Origin of the sequence: Candidatus Liberimonas magnetica (assembly GCA_020523885.1) — a bacterium.
GTDB classification, from domain to species: domain Bacteria; phylum Elusimicrobiota; class Endomicrobiia; order Endomicrobiales; family JAFGIL01; genus Liberimonas; species Liberimonas magnetica.
The window spans coordinates 80374-98035 of record JAJAPY010000011.1; the positions used below are offsets into that span (position 1 = coordinate 80374).

The window sequence follows — 17662 nt, forward strand, 5'->3', positions numbered from 1 at the left end:
AAAGGAGAAAAACCATGGGTAAAGACCAGAAGGCAAGAAAAGAAGTAAAAAAGACAGCAGAGAAAACATTGAAAGAGAAAAGGCTTATAAAAAAAGCAAAAAGAGAAAGCAGATAATTCAATAGTTAGTAAAATGGATCAATGCAAGGCCATTTATGCATCCAATCGGGAATCACACTAGAATAGTTTAATTTATTTATTCAAATAGTCTAGATGATCTGTGTTGAAAAAGATAGGTAGCTACCACGCTGAGATTAACAAATTTCTACAATATAGAAAAAATAGCTTGACAAAATGATGTTTTTGAGTTATAATTTCTGTAAAGGAGAAAATATGAAAATAAATGATAGATTAAAAGCTATTCGTTCGGCTTTTGGTTTTACACTACAAGATGTTGAAAAATCAACAGGAATTGGTGTTTCGTCACTAAGCGATTTTGAAAATGATAAAAGAGAACCCTCTTTGAGTCAATTAAATAAGTTGTCAAAATTATATGAAAAACCACTTACATTTTTTCTTGATGTTAATAATGTGCCTGAACCTATTATATTGTGGAGAAAAACGCCCGAAGATTCAAAACGTATGAAAATGGAAGCAAAATTTACTACATTATGTAAACAATACAAAAACCTTGAGGTTTGGACAAAATCGGCATGTGTGAACAGTTTTAATGTATTATTTGCGCAAGTCTTTCCTAAGGATTACAACGAAGTAAGAAAACTTGCTGTTCAAACAGGCAAGCAGCTGGATTTGGGTGCCCATCCTTCATTGAGCTTATTAAAGGTGCTGGAAGAAGTGTATGGTCTCAAAATATTTTACAACCCACTGGGAGATGATGCTTCATCTGCCTGTTTCTATACAGATGAGTTTGGGCCGGCAGTAATGTTAAACAGCGACAGCAAACAATGGAGGCGTAATTTTGATTTAGCTCATGAACTGTTTCATCTAATTACATGGAAGGTTCGGCCTGTGTCTGAAACTCCCAACACACCTATGAAAGATGAAGAGACATTTGCTAATCATTTTGCGAGTGCTATTTTAATGCCTGAAGAATCACTGAGAAGTGCGGTTGAAAGCTGCGTAAAAGATAATAAAATAAGCGTCGACAGTTTGGATGCTATTGCAAGACAGTTTGATGTTTCGGTTGAAGCATTGTGCTATAGGCTTCCTTATATTTTCAGTATTAATCCAGATGGAATTAAAGAATTGATAGAAAAAACAAAAAAGTACTCGAGATTGCCTATAAGAGAAAGTGAAACACCGCCGCCGGATTTGCCTTCAAGATACAGAGCTCTTGCTGTAACAGCTCTTAATAACGGTGAAATATCTTCTCAACAATTCGCTAATTATATCGGTATCAAGATATCTGAAATTGATGAATATTACATCCCCGGAGAATCAAATGCCATCCAAATCAATACTGGTTCTATGTGATACCGGGGTAATTATTGAAGCATTTAGAACAAGCTCATGGGATATATTAATCGAGAAATATGATATTCTTATATCTCAAGCAATTGTGGATGAGATATATTATTATAAAGATGATGCTGGCAATAAGCATGATATTGTGCTTTCCGGTTATGTCTCAGCCAATAAGATTAAAGTAGTTGATGTTACATATTCGGAAACTATAGAATTTAAAAATAAATACAACCCTGTATATTTCGAAAAATTAGATTCGGGAGAATTGAGTTTGTTATGCGTATTATTTAAAGATTTATCTCAAGAGTTTTTAATTTGTTCAGGAGATGCAATTGTGTATAAGGTGCTTGGAAAACAAAGATGTTCTGAAAAGGGTATTTCTCTTGAAGAATTATTGCAAAAAGCAGGTTTTACAAAGCCACTTAAACAACAATTCAAAAAACAATTCAGGGAAAATTATTCTCAACAGGGGTTATCAGATTCGTTTTTATAATTAAAAAGTAAACTATTTCCAGGAACTTGCTTAAAAACGTCGAGTTGCTATTGTTGTCCTGAATATAGGGATACCTATTGCAGCTCGATTTTTATTTTAAGGAGGTATAAAAGAGGTGGAAATGGCTCTGATTCAGAATTTAAATAAATTGTTTTATAGATTACTTAATATGGAACCTGTGAAACAGAGTACAATAACTTCAAAATTAAGCAGAGATAATCATTATATTCCAATTTGGTATCAAAGAGGATTTATTCTGCCTGGAGAAAATGATTACTTTTATTTAGATTTATTGCCAAAGAAAATACAACTACCAAATGGTAAAATTAAGATATTGAATGAAGTTCGAAAACAATATCCTAAAAGTTGTTTTTTTGAAAAAGATCTATATACAACATCATTTCTGTTTTTTCTGAATGATGAAATTGAAAAAAAATTATTTAGTAATATAGATAATAATGGGTCTAAAGCTGTAAAAGCAGTAATAAATAATAATTTCGCAGAATTGCATCATAATTTTATTAAATTCTTTGAGTATTTAGACATACAAAAGTACACGATGGACTTAATATATGTTTAAAGCTTACAATATCTCAAACTGAGCAGATTTAAGATGATGCAATCTTTACCTAAATTGCTATTCAATTTCACCAATTCGTTGTAAAATCAAAGCGATTTTGAATAGAAATGTCTCCAAAACAGGTTCGAACATCGTTCAGCCAGGGGAGTATTTTGCCCCAGATATTCCACCAAAAGTGGAGTAGCTGGGGCAATCTATTTGCTGTAAGGATTCGAAGTTGCAACCCGGAGGGAACCCACTAGTGTCCAAACGTTTTAGGTATTGATCTTTGAAATAACTAAGTAAATTCAATGCATTTTAGAGCACAAAAATATTTTACGATTTGGATTCGAATTTTCATTTATGCCATACTGTAATAAATATGTTACTTGGAGGCATAGATGAATTGTAATAAAATAATATTTATTTATAAACTGCCGAGGATTAAATTGAAAAATGGCAATTCTAAATTATTCTGGATTGCCCGGTCAAACCGGACAATGACAAAATAAATAATTTTATATATTTTTCTATTAACTTTTAAAAGAAAACTCATATTCGTAGATTTACCCCCAAACTTTTCCTACTTCATAAACAGTATTTTTGCTTGCTTCTTAAGTGGTAAAAAAGATAAAATTATAAAAATATGTCCATAGAAAATCAAGGCAGGCACTAAAATCATAAATGAAAATGGCATTATTTAAGCGTTTACTCTTAATATTTGTTGGCATATTTATCGGGCTTCTTGCCGGTGAGTTATGTTTGAAGATTTTTAAAGGCGTCCCTCCTGTAGCAGCAAGGTCCAAAACCGATCATTATGATGACATTTATTGGAAATACGTTGATATTTATGAGCCGTATTTTAAGAAGAACAATAAAACTCATGTTTATGAAACACAAAGGCCGTTTGCTTTTAACAATTCTAGTTTTCCTGCCATAAAACCTGCAAATGAAAAGAGGATTTTTATTATTGGAGAATCGGTCGCAGGGCGTTTTGAAAGTGAAAAGGAGTATTTTGAGCATAAACTTTCAAGCCTTTTACCTTATTATAAATGGAGTATAATAAACTGCGGCATGCCTGGCTATGATGCTTACCGGATCAAGCTGATAGCAAAAGAAATTGTAAATTACAAACCCGACCTGATAATCTTAATGATGGGAAATAATTGTCCTTTTGTGCCAGAAACAATAAATCATTGGAAGTATAAATATGCCATATTAGGCTCTTTCTGGGTTACAAGCATAATAACTGACCGGTTAAAACCTTCCTTAGATATCAGAAACAAAGGCCTTGAATATTTTTGCAAAGAATTATATGAAATGATAGGTATTGCCAAAAGCCGAAGCATACCCTTGCTAATATCTACCCTGCCTAATAATATCAAATTAGTTAATTATCAATATGATACAGATGAAAAAAAATTCAAAAACTATTGGCTATTGTGGCATAGGCCTCAAATGATATTCAATAATAAGAGCAACGATGATATTTCCCGCGCAAAAGCCCTTGAAAATATGGGAAAAAGTCATGAGGCGGAAATCTTGTACAAAAGACGAGGGTATCGCAATTTGGGAGCATGGAAAAATAATCTAATTTTAAAGGAAGTCGCAGGAAGAGATAGGAATGTTATGCTCTTTGATTTTGAAAAATACTTGATGGAGATCGGAAAGAAAGAGTCTACGGGTTTTGATTATTTTTCCGATAAGGTGCATTATTGGCCTTATGTTTACAGGTTGTATGTTGACAACCTGGCAAAAGCAATATACCAGTATAACGATGCAATGTCTAAAAATATCCTTGATAATAATATGAAATGGAGAAAAGAAGGCTTTGCTGAAGTTAAACCTGAAGATGTCCTAAAACATAACAGGATGGATTTGATAGGAAAGGCAAAAAAAATATTGAACGGAGAAGAGAGAGTTAATAAAAATTATGATTTTGCCGCGCTAGTTCAAATGTTAGTGGCGGCGTATAAAACCGACCCTGAGGTTTTTGAGGGCATGAAGTATTTAAATAAAAAATCTGAACTGCAAGATGATGAGTGTTTTAATCTGGTATTAACAGCAGAGGCGCTAAGGCTGGTGAAAAAATATCATGATGCCATTAGGTGTTTAAACGCGGGGATAAGAATGAAAGACAGCGAATATCTTGGGTATTTTATCAGGGGACTGGTGAAATATGAAATGAATGACCGCCAAGGCGCTGAAGCGGATTTTAATAAACTTCATGAGCTAAAACAGGGTTACGGGTGGGTTAAGGTAGTTTCTCTTGATTCGTTCTCGGAAAACGGTCAATTGTGATCCAAAAATCAATAGCCGGATATTGGACAATTATTAATTTATTTAGTAAAATAGCCTCTTGAAATAAGAGAGAACTATGGCAAAAAATCTACTATCAATCTTTGACCTGTCATCAAAAGAAATATGGTCGCTTTTTGGTCTTGCTAAAAAGGTCAAACCTCATAAGCATTTGAACCGGCTTGCCGGTAAAACTCTTGGACTTATATTCGAAAAACCTTCTACAAGGACTTCTGTTTCATTTTCAGTTGCGATGTTCCAGTTGGGTGGTTTTCCTTTGATATTGGATGTGAAGAATATGCAGTGGCAGCGGGGCGAAACGGTCCAGGATACAGCAAGGGTCCTTTCAAAGTACATTGACGTAGTTATGTTCCGGGCGTTAAAACACTCGGATGTGGAAGCTTTTGCGTCTTCATCGACTATACCCGTGATCAACGGCCTTACTAACAAAGAACATCCCTGCCAGATACTCGGAGATCTACTGACCCTGATAGAAAAAAGAAAAATAAGCTCAGCACAAGAACTGCGGAAAATGAAAGTAGTTTTTATGGGCGACGGGAACAATGTCTCAAATTCCTGGCTTGGCGCAGCTGCTATAATGGGGTTTAATTTTATTCTTGTGGGGCCAAAAGGATACGGCCCTGATAAAGAGATTTTAGCAAAGGCCCTTCCTCTATCAAAAAAAACGGGTGCAAAAATTGAAATAAGCGATGACGTGCGCCGTTCAGTAAAAGGCGCAGACCTTATTTATACCGATGTCTGGACGTCTATGGGTGCAGAAAAGGAAGAAAAGAAAAGAAAAGTTGTATTTAAACCCTACCAGGTAAACTCAGAACTCTTAAAACTTGCCAAAAAAAACTGCCTTGTAATGCATTGCCTCCCTGCTTTCAGGGGCCAGGAGATAACAAGCGATGTCCTTGACGGGCCCAGCTCTGTAGTGCTTGACCAGGCAGAAAACAGGCTTCACATACAGAAGGCGATATTGATACATTTGCTTAAACCTGAGAAATGATCAAGAACTATCATACACATAAACCAAAAATAAATCCTCAAACCTACATCTCAAAACATGCTCTGGTAATAGGAAGGGTCACTCTTTCAAAAGACGTTTCCGTATGGCCCGGCTGCGTTTTAAGAGGTGACGTAGAAGAGATACTGGTAGGAGAGCGTACTAATCTTCAGGAGGGCGTATTAGTTCATCCGAATCATTCAAAGCCGGTAATAATAGGCCAGGGTGTAACAATAGGGCACGGTGCTATTATACACGGCTGTAAAATAGGAGACGGATGCCTTATAGGCATGGGTGCGGTCATTCTTGACGGTGCTGCCATAGGAGATGAGTGTATAATAGGTGCGGGAAGCATCGTTACTGAAGCTATGCATGTAAGTTCAAAAAACCTGGTCCTTGGCATGCCCGGAAAGATAGTCCGGCAGGTTAAGGAGGAAGAGATAAAAAGAATAAGAAAGAATACCGAAGAATACGTACAGCTTGCCAGAGTTTATAAGAAAAGTAAAATTTGACCATGACAAAAATCAGGTCACCTTTTGAAATTTATAGAAAACTATTCAAAGATTTCGGGCCGCAAGGCTGGTGGCCTGTTACAAGAACAGGTGAAGCTAAAGAAAAAAACAAGCCCGCATATTACCCATTATCATATAACAGGGATACAGAAAATAAAAAATTTGAAATTTGCCTTGGCGCGATCCTAACTCAGAATACTTCCTGGAAAAACGTGGAAAAGGCCATTGTTAACTTAAATTCTAGTAATATATTAAGCGTAAATAAAATTAACAGCGTAAAAAAAAGTTATCTTTGTAGGCTTATCCGGCCTTCCGGATACTATAACCAGAAAGCAGAAAGGCTAAAGGCCTTCTCGTCGTACATATTAAAAAAATATGAAGGCAAAATAAGCCGGCTCTTTGATGAAAACACGGAAGCGGCAAGGAAAGAGCTGTTGTCTTTATCGGGCATAGGCCCGGAGACTGCTGATTCGATGCTTCTATATGCGGCGAATAAACCGGTATTTGTGGTTGACGCATATACGCTGAGGATAGGTAAAAGGGTAGGCTGGTTTGGGGACGGGAGTAAAGGCGAAGAGGGGCATATAACCGGCAGAAAGGAAAAAGATTACGATATAGTACAGCGGTATTTTCTTAAAAAACTGCCGGAATCTTTTAAGGTCTATAATGAGTTCCACGCTTTGCTTGTAGAGTTAGGTAAGAATTATTGCAGAAAAAAACCTCTTTGTACCGGCTGCCCGATAAGGCAAATGTGCAAATATACAAAAAGGAAATTGCCCGCCTACGCTAACCGTGTTATCAATCCCGCTAAGCGGGATGGCTATTCGCCATATTGATAACACAGCTTCGGCGGGTCACCTGAAATTTGTGAAAATTTTATATTATTTGAGTAAACAGCAATATTGTGAAATTTTAAAATAACAGTGAGGTAAATTTTCAGGTGAAATATATAGTGGTTTTTATTACCTGTGCAAATAAAAAAGAAGCTGATAAAATAGCAAACCTTCTTGTAAAAGAAAAGCTTTGCGCCTGCGGTAATAGCCTAAAGGGTGTGAGGTCAATATATTGGTGGAAAGGCAAAATAGAAAAATCTAATGAAGTGCTTTTGCTATGCAAATCAGTCAAAATTAAACTTGATAAAATAATAAAAAGGGTCAAAGAACTTCATTCATACGATGTTCCTGAAATAATAGCTTTGCCGATACTTGGCGGGAGCAGGGATTATCTTAAATGGATACGAAATTCAGTGAATAATAGATACTGTAAATTATTAACAAACTAATGTTGTTCTTTAAATTCTAAATCCTAAACTCTAAACCCTAAACAAATTCAAAACTCAAATAACCAAAATAAAAAACAACAGGATTTTGTTTAGTATTTTAAGTTTTGAACATTTGAATTTATTTAGAGTTTAGGATTTAGTGTTTAGAGTTTTATCTACTATTCATTATCAATTAAGGGCTAACTTATGTTTCCGGCTTTATACTATGTTCAAAAAGACAAAGATACCATAAAATGCCAGCTTTGCCCGCACGGGTGTGTCATAGGAAATGAAAAAACCGGTATTTGCAGGGTAAGGAAGAACCACTCGGGAAAACTTTTTTCCCTCACTTATGATAAATTTACATCGATTAACCTTGACCCGATAGAAAAAAAACCGCTTTATCATTTTCATCCGGGAACATATATACTTTCCGTAGGTACAATCGGGTGCAATTTCGCATGCGACTTTTGCCAGAACTGGGAGATATCGCAGGCCAGTTTTAACGGCATTCAAACAAGGACCTTGACCAAGGAGTTTGCCCTAAAATATGCAATTGAAAATAACTCTATCGGCATAGCTTATACCTATAATGAACCGTTGATGAATTATGAATGGGTGCTCGATACATCAAAGCTTTTTAAAGAGAAGGGCCTGAAAAATGTGCTTGTCTCAAACGGTTTCATCAATGAAGAACCCTGGGAGAAACTCGTACCGTTTCTCGATGCGGCAAATATAGACATAAAATCGTTCAATGACGAGTTTTATAAAAAATACTGCAAAGGAAAACTCGCTCCTGTTTTAAGGTCAGTAGAGACCATGGTCAAGATGAAGAAACATGTGGAAATAACGACCCTCCTTATTCCAGGTGAGAACGACAGTGATGAGGAAATAAGAAAGCTTGCCGGCTGGTTAGCCGGTTTAAACACCGAGATACCTCTTCATTTTTCAAGATATTTCCCGAACTATAAGATGAATATTCAAACGACCGGCATTGAAACCTTAAGAAGAGCCTATAAAATAGCAAAAGAGAAGCTGAAGTTCGTCCATTTAGGGAATGTCTCAAACTCAGAGCTTTCATGATAATCCTTGCTTCGTCATCACCCAGGCGCTTTGAACTGTTAAAGGAGTGCGGTTTAAAATTCAAGGTTATCCCAGCCAGCATAAAAGAAAATACCAGGTATAAAAATCCCGCAAAAATAGTTGAAAGGCTTTCTTTAAAAAAAGCGTTATTTGTCGGAAATAAATTAAAAGACGGCCTGGTAATAGGGGCCGATACTATAGTCGTTTTAAAGGGCCGGATAATCGGAAAGCCGAAGGACAAAAAAGATGCATTCAGGATCTTGTCAATGTTAAACGGCACCTATCACAGGGTTTACACAGGGGTCGCTGTAGTCGATGCAAAAACGCTGAAATACAAAGTAGGCCATGAAGTCAGCCGCGTTAAAATGAGAAAATTGAGCAAAGAGGAAATAAATAATTTTACCGGTAAACATATGGATAAAGCCGGGGCTTATTCTGTCCAGGAACAGGAAGATGCCTTTGTAGAAAAAATCGAGGGCGATTACTATAATGTGGTCGGGCTGCCTTTAAGAAAACTTGCCGCTTTATTACGGGCCTTTAAGATCAAGCTGACAGTAACAAAGAAAATATACCGACCGGGGAAATTATCCTAATCCAACATGGATTCTAATAACCAACCGTCATTGAGAAAACCACACAACGCCATAAATAAGATCATAATCGGAAATTTAATTGCCGCTGCTATTATAATAAGCACTGTCTGGGCAAGTAATTTGATAATCAGGAACAATTACATGCCTTTAAATGACCTTTATTTAGACTGGCTGCTTAACGGGAAAAACTATTTTGTCGAAGCTTATAGGTCCGAAAAAAATCCGGCAATACTGATGAGGACCAACAAAGAATTAATTTCCATGGACAATACTCCAGAAAGCTTCAGCAGAGAAAAAAAGCCAGGGGCTGTCCGGATTTTCTGCGTAGGAGGTTCAACGACCGGAGGCTGGCCGTTCCATAAATATTTATCTTACCCGAGACTGATGTCCTTGTATTTAAAGGACCTCTTGCCGGATAAAAGAGTAGAAGTTATAAATGCAGGTTTTATGCGTTCGGATTCCTTCAGCGATATTTCTCTTGTTAAGGAAATCCAAAATTACCAGCCCGATCTTATAATCCTTTATGAAGGCCGCAATGAAGAGCCGGGCATATCCCTCCATTCCTTAAAGCAGTTATGGCTTATGAAAACCTATCTGTTTATTTTACGGAATTTTCATGTCTTTAGTAATTTAAAGAAAAGCTTTAACAACGAATTTAACGGGGCACAAGGCATCAGGGACCTTGTGCAAAAAATGGATAAATCCAACGAAAATAAACTGCGGAATTTTATTTTTAAAAATATAATGCTTATAAATGAAACAGCAAAGGCGAATAAATGCAGGATTGTATTACTAACACAGGTTATGCACTCATCTGAGCGAAACAATGGTTCTGTTATGAATTCCATTAACGGCTGGCTTAAGGAGTTATCAACAAAGAATGGTATTTTACTGATCGATATAAATGAAGCGTTTAAGAACTCAGTGATACCCGAAGAAGAACTTGTAATTCCGTTCAGTGTACACCCTGATTATAGGGGGTATGCTTTAATGGCAAAAACAGTTTGTCTGGTGCTGGCAGATGAGAATATCATCGCAAGCAAAAACAAATGGGAGTGGAAGAATTTAAAAGACGATACCTATTACTTTGACAAGCTTAGATTTACGCCTGCCTTTATTAATGAAACATATTACAAGAGGGTTTTGGGATTATCTAAGATAACAGATTTGAATGGTTTTGAAAAAAAATACCGGCAAATGGCCAAGGATTTTGTAAAAAATAACAGTACTAAATAGTGAAACCCATCCGGCAGGAGCCGAAGGATGGGTTTCATCCCGCAATGGCGGGATTGACTCTGCTTAGTACTTACAACTTACTGCTTATAACTGTCTTTACGATTGGCCTTTTTCTATCTCGTTTAAATGCACTTTTATCTTGACTGAAATATTCAACTGTTTGAACCATTCATTAAAGACCATCGCAACTTTTTCCTGCCTTAAGTTTTTTATAAATTCCTGCCTTTGTGCCTCAAACTTGGACATGTCCCCGCGGTTAGCTCTCATATATTCAAGGCGGATCTCGGGTTCCGTCAACCTGACGCTCGAAGCGATAAGGTACCTTAATTTAAATACAGCTATTTGCCTTTTTCTTGATTCTTCAAACTTTTGCGGAGTTGTACGGAGTATCTGATTCAATACGTTGTAATAGGCGAACCTGTCAAACTGCCCGTTTTTTTGAAAACCGGGATAGCTGTTAATATCCGCGGCGATCTCGCCGTCCGAAACCTTTATGCCGTATTTAAGGGACTCCTGATAGAAAACCTCTTCCTGTATCAAGTCCTGCACAACTTCCTGCTTTTTGGTTTTCAGGATGTCATCGGTTACTTCCGTGTTTTTTTTGCGCATGTTTTCCACTACTCTGTTATACAAGTTGTAATAGGTCGTGTAGGGGATCTGGACGCCGTTTACTTCAGCGACTGCATCGCTTGCTGTTTTTCTTCCAAAAAAATAACTTCCAAAACCTACAAAAGCACCTGAAAGAAATCCCAGTATGGTTATCGCGAATATGGTAGTCCTATGTTTACGCAAAAAATTCATTATCATTGGTATATATCTCCTTGAATATCAGACTACAGACTACAGCCTGGTTTATTGTACAATAATTGCTTGGTGAAATCAAATTTAATATAATGAGATTGTTTGAAAACCAACAATCTCTGATTGCAGTGATTAAGGAATAGACTACACAGCTTATGAATCAAGACCGTTCGAAGATGTTTTAACGGTATAATAATAAAACAATGGAACTAGTATCAAAGCTTGTTATGCAGGTGTTCATATATATTTTGCTCGGTTTTATTATGAGCAGGTTAGTCAGTAAAAACCTTGAAAAATTTGTAGATATATTCATAAATTTTGCAATCTATTTTTTAATTCCTTTTTTTATCCTTTCTACTATCTGGGCCGCGCCGTTATCTGTTCTTGAGGCAACAAAAATAATAAGTGTAGCTTTTTTTGTTTTTGTTGCAGGCATCTTAATGGCTCAGGTTTGGGCATATTCCAGGAAAATACCTTTTTCAAAACATTGCTTATCAATAATTTTCATGAACTCTGCCTATCTTGCTATACCGATAAATACAATGCTTTGGGGAAAACAGGGTGCGGTTTATACAATTATTTTTAGCGCAGTCATCTCGGTATTCAATTATACCGCAGGGGTCTGGTGGATAAGCAAAAACAAATCCATAGTTGAGGTATTAAAGCTCCCTTTTATTTATGCGGTAGTCGCCGGAATAGGGCTGAATATCTTAGCTATACCTATCCCTGAAGTCATTTTAAAATCAGGCAATTATGTATCTTATTTTACCCTTCCGTTAATGCTGGCCCTTGTGGGATACAGCCTAAAAGCCATTAAACCGGAGGTGTTGCTGGATGCTTTTTTTGCGGGTGTTTTATTAAGGATGCTGGGAGGGGTGCTGGCAGGGACTTTTTTCGTTTTTGTTTTTGACGTGACGAGCCCTACCATGGCCGGCGTATGCCTTATGACCGCTTCCATGCCTCCGGCTGCAAATAATTATATTTTAGCACAGCGGTATAAGGCAGAAGTGGAGTTTACCTCAGCTTCTATTTTTTTAGGTACTGTTTTTGTCCTATTAACAGTTCCAGCGATAAGCTATTTTTTAGCTATGTTCTATTAATATGAGATACTTTAAAACTAAACTCTTTATTTATTTGGCTGTTTTTATATTCGCCTATCTTTTTATTAATCCCTACTACTTGTTCCCGGACGGGCAGGGTTATTTTTCTTATCTGCCCTCTATTTTTTATGACGGTGACATTGATTTTTATAATGATTTTACAAATATGCGTATACCTATTCCTCTTGCCCTTACCAAAACCGGGTATATAAGCAATAACTGGTCTTTTGGAACGGCATTTTTCTGGACACCTTTTTACCTGACTGCAAAAATACTTGCCAAGGTTGATGTGAGCCCTTATTCGGTCTGGTTTTGGTACTGGGTTAATTCAGGCACTATATTTTACGGTATCCTTGCGTTTTATTTGATCGTCCTGACACTAAAGGAAATGGGATATAAGTCCTATAGAATTCTTGTCGCGATAACCGCGTTCATAGGCACGCCTATGTTCTTTTATACTTTCATTCTTTCATGCACTGCCCATGCTATAACAGCATTTGTCATAACTCTTTTCCTGTGGGCTTGGCTGTATTCTATGCCGGATAAAGCAAGTGACGAAAAGAATAAATTCAAATTAAACGAGTTAAAAAGGTTTACTGTCCTTGGCTTAATCCTCGGCGCGGCTTTTATGGCAAGGCCGCAGGAAGCGCTGTTCGGCGTAGTTGTATTATTTGAACTTGGTTTCAGGCTAAAGGACGGGTTCATAAAAGCATTAAAATCCGGGGCGGTTTTTATCTTTTCTTTTTTGTTAGGAGCTTCTCCCCAGCTTATAATTTGGAAATTATTTTACGGTTCATTTTTTTATGCTCCCAGTAAATTTAATGTTTCGCTGAAATATTTTGCCTTGCCGCAAGTCCTATTTTCCTCATACCACGGGATATTGACCTGGACACCGGTATTTTTTATAGCTTTTTTTGGACTTTGCTTCGGCCTTTTAAAAAATGCAAAAATATTTTCCGGGCTTATCGCTGCTTTTCTGGGGCAGCTGCTTATAAATTCCTGCTGCGTGGCGTACTGGGAAGGGTATTCGTTCGGGCTTAGGCAGATGGTAAGCACACTGCCTTTGGCGGCTATAGGTATTTCTGAATTCTGGAGCTTTTTTGAACTCAAACCAAAGTTCATAAAAGCTATAGGTCTTGCCCTGATAGTTATCCCGGGCCTTTGGACCGCAGGGCTGCTTCTTAACTATTATTCCGGGCTTGATCTTCTCTGGTATCTTTCATATAAGGATATATTAACTAAACAAGCGGGTATAATATTTAATTTAAAAGGGATATTTAATAAATTGGCGGCATTGTCCCGGCCTGAGCTGTCTTTATTTATCGGGATCTTGGTAGTTGGTTCTATTTTTTATATTGTATTTGAAAAGCTCAAAAACCAGTTCGAGAAAGCAAGGCTGTACCCTGTTATCCTGTTTCTGGCAATTATACTGGCAGGATATGATATAATTATCCTGAAAGCTCATTTAAACAAACCCATGCATACGGGCGAGCAAACTGCAAGTCTAATAACTTCCGGGCAGCTGGATGAGTTTTTCATAGGACAGGTGCAGGAAATAAAGAAGAAATACAACCTTAAATGAGAACAAAACCGGTACTTTTATTTTTTATTGTTTTTTCCATATATCTTTTTACCCTTCATCCTACGGTGCCGGCTTACCGCGATTCCGGCGACCTTGTAGTTGCCTCAAGCACGGTCGGGCTTGCCCATCCTCCGGGGTATCCTTTATATATTTTGTGCGGGAAAGTTTTTGACATGCTCAGCCCGTTTGGAAATACCGCCTATCATGTTAATATCATGTCCGCGGTTTTCGGCGCAGGTGCGGCTTTTGTCCTTGCCGTGTGCCTGGAGAGTGTTTTTGGCGGCTCTTGGTGGATTTTGATATCTCTTTTCTTGCTCCTTTTTTCGCCTTCTTACTGGAGGCTTGCCCAGGTCCCGGAGATGTATTCCTTGAACGCATTTTTATTGAGTTTGATCCTTTTGCTGGCCATTAAGCTGTCCATAGATTTTAAGGCCCATAATATAAATAATCCGCTTTTTTTATTGATAGCATTTTTATGCGGGATTGCTTCGGGGAACCACCAGACCATTATATTCATAATACCCGGCCTTGCCTGGTTCTTCTGGTCTTTGGGCAGTTTCAAAATAGAAGACATTGCATACGGTATTTTACTTTTTAGTCTTGGCCTTTCGGTTTATTTGTTTTTGCCGCTAAGATTTTCAACTGCCCCGGTCTCAAGCTGGGGTGAACCCCAAAGTATCGAAGGCCTCTTTAGGATAATAACCCGTTCAGATTACGGCGGGATGAAACTTCACCCCGAACAGAGCAAGTTTGAATGGAGCTTTGGGATGGTAATGCAGCATTTGTTAGTTTATATAAAATCCCTTTCCCAGCAGTTCACCTGGCCCGGGATGCTGCTTGGACTAATCGGGATATATCTCAAGATAAAGGACAGGTTCTTTAAATTCCTCCTCATAAGTCTTTTGATATCCGGCCCGGTCTTTGTAATATTGTCTAACCTCCCGCCCAACGAGGAGACTACCCTCCCTATCCTTGAACCGCATTTTGTCATGCCTAATGTTCTATTCATGTTCTTTGTTGCAGCCTGCGTATCAGCCATTGCATCAAAAGGCCTTGGTAAAATGCTTATTTTATTTTTGGCAGTATTATCATTTAATACGAACATGGCCCAATGCGATTACAGGAACAGCTTTTTTGCCTATGATTATGCAAGGAACTTGTTTCTAACCTTGAAACAAGGCAGTTTTATTTATAACCCTGACGATTCAACGGCATTTTTAACGACTTATTTTCAGAAAATTTTAAAAAAACGGCAGGATATAAAGCTTATCGCATATTACCGCACACGCTGGGGATATATGCTGATGAAGGAACGTTACCCGGAAATACTCCCGAAAGAGGAAGTCTCTTCCGGGAGGGAGCTTGAACACCTGATCCTTGATTACAACCGCGAAAAATTCCGGATCTTTTCGGAACTGCCCAGTAAGTTCCCGCCGAACTATTCTTCTTACCCGTATGGCTGCCTGTTCAGAATGTCAGAAAAAGGCGAGTATGAACCGGATAATAGCCCATTTATTTTTTATGTTGAAAGAGGGGCTTATAGTAAAAGCGAAAAGAATGATTTTTTTACCAATCATATCATTTCATATTATTCTTCAAGCCATAATAACCTGGGCCTGGCTTTTGCGAACATAAAACAATATGACACGGCGCAAAAGGAATATTATAAGTCGCTCAGTATAGACCGTACGCTCATAGCTGCTTACAACAACCTCGGCACGCTTGAGTATGCACAGTCAAATTATGAAAAAGCCGTTTACTGGTTCAACAGGGTCCTAAAATACAATACTAACAGCGACCTCGTGCTTTTTAATATAGGGTTAACGTACAAAGCGCTGCAAAAATACCAGCAGGCACAGGAAGCTTTCCTGAAGTTATGGCAGAAGGGTAATTCTGCTAATGTCGGCAATGAACTCGGGCTCCTGTATCTATATTCCGGGGAGACAAACAGATCGATAGAGTTTTTTACAAAAGCCATAGAACTTGACCCGAAATATTTATATGCCTATTACAACCTCGGCCTTGCATACCAGAAAGCCGGCGATTATCCTAAAAGCAAGCTGAGTTTTAAATATTATCAGGGCCTGGTCCAGGACCCGAAAGAAAAACAGGAAGTTGAAAAGATTTTAAAAACTTTGCAATAAAAAAATAAAAATTTGATAAAATAAGGTCTGCTTCTCTGAAAATCCAGCAGACCAGGACTTTTAAAAAGGACAAGAAAATGAGTATTTTAAAGATTTATAAGTACGGTGAACCTATTTTGAAGAAAAAATGCCTGCCGGTCAAAGAAATTACGCCGGAAATAAAAAAATTAGCCGGCGATATGCTTGAGACGATGTATATCAATAATGGCGTCGGCCTTGCCGCCTCTCAGGTAGGCGTACCGGACAGGATATGCGTTATAGATGTAAGGCCTGAAGGAAAAAGGAAACCCCTTGTGCTCATAAACCCTAAGATAACAGATAAGAGCGGCAAGATGCTGGAAGAAGAAGGCTGTCTTTCGTTCCCGGGTATAGCAGCCAGTATCAAGCGTCATAAGAACGTCAAGGTGAGCGCGATAAATGAGAACGGCATGCCTGTTATCGTAGAAGGGGCCGGCCTCCTTTCAAAAGCCCTGCAGCACGAACTGGACCATCTGGACGGCAAGGTTTTTATAAGCAGGCTTCCGATTTATAAAAAACTGCATGTTCAGTACCTGATAAGAAAAAGAAAAAAATTGGGCGAGTGGTAAAAACAATGATTAGAGTGATTATTGGAGCAAAAAATGGAAACAACGAAAATAGTTGTGTTTAAAGGCAAGAATGTCCGCAGGGCTATTCATAACAATGAGTGGTGGTTTTCTGTAACAGATATAATTGAAGCGCTTACAGGTACAGAAAGGCCGAGAAAATATTGGAATGATTTAAAAAACAAATTGAAAAATGAAGGATATGTTGAGTTGTCCGAAAAAATCGGACAACTGAAAATGCAATCTTCTGATGGTAAGATGTATAATACAGACTGTGCAAATGCTGAAACAATGTTTCGTTTAATTCAATCGATCCCATCGCCAAAAGCAGAACCTTTTAAACGCTGGCTTGCCAGGGTGGGGTATGAGAGGGTTCAGGAAATTGAAAACCCCGAGCTTTCAACACAGCGGATAAGGGCGTTATACAAGGCTAAAGGATACAGCGATGCCTGGATAGAAAAACGGATGCGGGGTATTGCTGTTCGTGATGAATTGACAAATGAATGGAAAAAGCGGGGTGTAAAAGAAGATAAAGAGTATTCAATACTGACCGCTGAAATATCGAAAGCAACTTTTGGCTTAACCCCAAGCGAATACAAGGGATTAAAAAAACTTGATCGTGAAAATCTGCGGGACCATATGAATGATCTGGAACTTATTTTTACTATGCTGGGTGAAGCTTCTACAACTGAAATAGCACGCAACAAACATGCTCAAGGTTTTGAAAAAAATAAAGATGCGGCAATACAGGGTGGTACTGTTGCAGGCAGTGCGCGCAAAGACCTTGAAAGAAAAAGCGGCAAAAAAGTTGTTTCATCCGAAAACTATCTTGACCAGCCGGAAAGCCGTAAACGGTTGGAGAAATAAAGTTGATTTTAATACACCGATATATAAAAATAGGAAATAAGTATTGTGTCCCCTGAATTCCTTGGACGGGTATTATTTTGTAACAATATGTTCAAAAGACAGAAAGAATATTTTCG

Annotated in this window: 17 protein-coding genes; 16 read left to right on the forward strand and 1 reads right to left on the reverse strand. The window is 37.9% G+C overall.

What is annotated here, in order from left to right; genetic code table 11:
• The first annotated feature begins 332 nt into the window (after positions 1-332).
• The 11 genes from LHV68_09425 to LHV68_09475 all read left to right on the forward strand — a co-directional run bounded on the left by LHV68_09425 (position 333) and on the right by LHV68_09475 (position 10468).
• Positions 333-1433 (forward strand): ImmA/IrrE family metallo-endopeptidase, encoded by a 1101-nt coding sequence (locus tag LHV68_09425; GenBank protein ID MCB4792094.1) that lies wholly within the window; start codon positions 333-335, stop codon positions 1431-1433.
• The gene (locus LHV68_09430) at positions 1402-1917 is read left to right on the forward strand and encodes a hypothetical protein (GenBank protein MCB4792095.1); all 516 of its coding nucleotides are present in this window, start codon (positions 1402-1404) and stop codon (positions 1915-1917) included. Before LHV68_09425 ends, LHV68_09430 begins: the two co-directional genes overlap by 32 nt.
• Positions 1918-2038: 121 nt before the next feature.
• Entirely contained in the window at positions 2039-2497 is a 459-nt protein-coding gene (locus LHV68_09435; GenBank protein MCB4792096.1) for a DUF4238 domain-containing protein, read from the forward strand.
• Positions 2498-3160: 663 nt separating this feature from the next.
• On the forward strand, positions 3161-4777 hold the full coding sequence (locus LHV68_09440) for a hypothetical protein (GenBank protein MCB4792097.1): 1617 nt from the start codon (positions 3161-3163) through the stop codon (positions 4775-4777).
• A gap of 76 nt (positions 4778-4853) precedes the next feature.
• Positions 4854-5786: an ornithine carbamoyltransferase gene (gene argF, locus LHV68_09445; protein ID MCB4792098.1), complete on the forward strand. Its 933-nt coding sequence runs from the start codon at positions 4854-4856 to the stop codon at positions 5784-5786.
• Complete coding sequence (locus LHV68_09450) at positions 5783-6295, forward strand: gamma carbonic anhydrase family protein (protein MCB4792099.1); 513 nt, start codon at positions 5783-5785, stop codon at positions 6293-6295. The genes argF and LHV68_09450 overlap by 4 nt, the downstream gene beginning before the upstream one ends.
• Positions 6296-6297: 2 nt before the next feature.
• Positions 6298-7131 (forward strand): hypothetical protein, encoded by an 834-nt coding sequence (locus LHV68_09455; GenBank protein MCB4792100.1) that lies wholly within the window; start codon positions 6298-6300, stop codon positions 7129-7131.
• 104 nt (positions 7132-7235) lie between these two features.
• Positions 7236-7577 (forward strand): divalent-cation tolerance protein CutA, encoded by a 342-nt coding sequence (locus LHV68_09460; protein ID MCB4792101.1) that lies wholly within the window; start codon positions 7236-7238, stop codon positions 7575-7577.
• A gap of 186 nt (positions 7578-7763) precedes the next feature.
• Positions 7764-8639, forward strand: coding sequence for an AmmeMemoRadiSam system radical SAM enzyme (gene amrS / locus LHV68_09465; protein ID MCB4792102.1), 876 nt, complete (start codon positions 7764-7766; stop codon positions 8637-8639).
• Positions 8636-9232 (forward strand): Maf family protein, encoded by a 597-nt coding sequence (locus tag LHV68_09470; protein MCB4792103.1) that lies wholly within the window; start codon positions 8636-8638, stop codon positions 9230-9232. Before amrS ends, LHV68_09470 begins: the two co-directional genes overlap by 4 nt.
• Before the next feature lie 6 nt (positions 9233-9238).
• On the forward strand, positions 9239-10468 hold the full coding sequence (locus tag LHV68_09475; GenBank protein ID MCB4792104.1) for a GDSL-type esterase/lipase family protein: 1230 nt from the start codon (positions 9239-9241) through the stop codon (positions 10466-10468).
• 96 nt (positions 10469-10564) lie between these two features.
• On the opposite strand, the gene LHV68_09480 is transcribed toward LHV68_09475, so the two are convergent.
• Positions 10565-11275 (reverse strand): SurA N-terminal domain-containing protein, encoded by a 711-nt coding sequence (locus LHV68_09480; protein ID MCB4792105.1) that lies wholly within the window; start codon positions 11273-11275, stop codon positions 10565-10567.
• Positions 11276-11472: 197 nt separating this feature from the next.
• Here LHV68_09480 and LHV68_09485 point away from each other — a divergent pair, with 197 nt between their 5' ends.
• The 5 genes from LHV68_09485 to LHV68_09505 all read left to right on the forward strand — a co-directional run bounded on the left by LHV68_09485 (position 11473) and on the right by LHV68_09505 (position 17546).
• Positions 11473-12369 carry an AEC family transporter gene (locus tag LHV68_09485; protein MCB4792106.1) on the forward strand — a complete coding sequence of 299 codons (897 nt, stop codon included), beginning with the start codon at positions 11473-11475 and terminating at the stop codon, positions 12367-12369.
• A gap of 1 nt (position 12370) precedes the next feature.
• Positions 12371-13951: a hypothetical protein gene (locus tag LHV68_09490; GenBank protein ID MCB4792107.1), complete on the forward strand. Its 1581-nt coding sequence runs from the start codon at positions 12371-12373 to the stop codon at positions 13949-13951.
• On the forward strand, positions 13948-16095 hold the full coding sequence (locus LHV68_09495) for a DUF2723 domain-containing protein (protein MCB4792108.1): 2148 nt from the start codon (positions 13948-13950) through the stop codon (positions 16093-16095). The genes LHV68_09490 and LHV68_09495 overlap by 4 nt, the downstream gene beginning before the upstream one ends.
• 77 nt (positions 16096-16172) lie before the next feature.
• The gene (def, locus tag LHV68_09500) at positions 16173-16682 is read left to right on the forward strand and encodes a peptide deformylase (protein MCB4792109.1); all 510 of its coding nucleotides are present in this window, start codon (positions 16173-16175) and stop codon (positions 16680-16682) included.
• 33 nt (positions 16683-16715) lie between these two features.
• Positions 16716-17546 (forward strand): Bro-N domain-containing protein, encoded by an 831-nt coding sequence (locus LHV68_09505; GenBank protein MCB4792110.1) that lies wholly within the window; start codon positions 16716-16718, stop codon positions 17544-17546.
• Positions 17547-17662: the final 116 nt, after the last annotated feature.

Coding starts and splice junctions, on each gene's coding strand:
- LHV68_09425 (MCB4792094.1), top strand. CDS start 333: ATGAAAATAAATGATAGATTAAAAGCTATTCGTTCGGCTTTTGGTTTT.
- LHV68_09430 (MCB4792095.1), top strand. CDS start 1,402: ATGCCATCCAAATCAATACTGGTTCTATGTGATACCGGGGTAATTATT.
- LHV68_09485 (MCB4792106.1), top strand. CDS start 11,473: ATGGAACTAGTATCAAAGCTTGTTATGCAGGTGTTCATATATATTTTG.
- LHV68_09490 (MCB4792107.1), top strand. CDS start 12,371: ATGAGATACTTTAAAACTAAACTCTTTATTTATTTGGCTGTTTTTATA.
- argF (MCB4792098.1), top strand. CDS start 4,854: ATGGCAAAAAATCTACTATCAATCTTTGACCTGTCATCAAAAGAAATA.
- LHV68_09435 (MCB4792096.1), top strand. CDS start 2,039: ATGGCTCTGATTCAGAATTTAAATAAATTGTTTTATAGATTACTTAAT.
- LHV68_09475 (MCB4792104.1), top strand. CDS start 9,239: ATGGATTCTAATAACCAACCGTCATTGAGAAAACCACACAACGCCATA.
- LHV68_09450 (MCB4792099.1), top strand. CDS start 5,783: ATGATCAAGAACTATCATACACATAAACCAAAAATAAATCCTCAAACC.
- LHV68_09455 (MCB4792100.1), top strand. CDS start 6,298: ATGACAAAAATCAGGTCACCTTTTGAAATTTATAGAAAACTATTCAAA.
- LHV68_09495 (MCB4792108.1), top strand. CDS start 13,948: ATGAGAACAAAACCGGTACTTTTATTTTTTATTGTTTTTTCCATATAT.
- LHV68_09480 (MCB4792105.1), bottom strand. CDS start 11,275: ATGATAATGAATTTTTTGCGTAAACATAGGACTACCATATTCGCGATA.
- LHV68_09470 (MCB4792103.1), top strand. CDS start 8,636: ATGATAATCCTTGCTTCGTCATCACCCAGGCGCTTTGAACTGTTAAAG.
- amrS (MCB4792102.1), top strand. CDS start 7,764: ATGTTTCCGGCTTTATACTATGTTCAAAAAGACAAAGATACCATAAAA.
- def (MCB4792109.1), top strand. CDS start 16,173: ATGAGTATTTTAAAGATTTATAAGTACGGTGAACCTATTTTGAAGAAA.
- LHV68_09440 (MCB4792097.1), top strand. CDS start 3,161: ATGAAAATGGCATTATTTAAGCGTTTACTCTTAATATTTGTTGGCATA.
- LHV68_09505 (MCB4792110.1), top strand. CDS start 16,716: ATGGAAACAACGAAAATAGTTGTGTTTAAAGGCAAGAATGTCCGCAGG.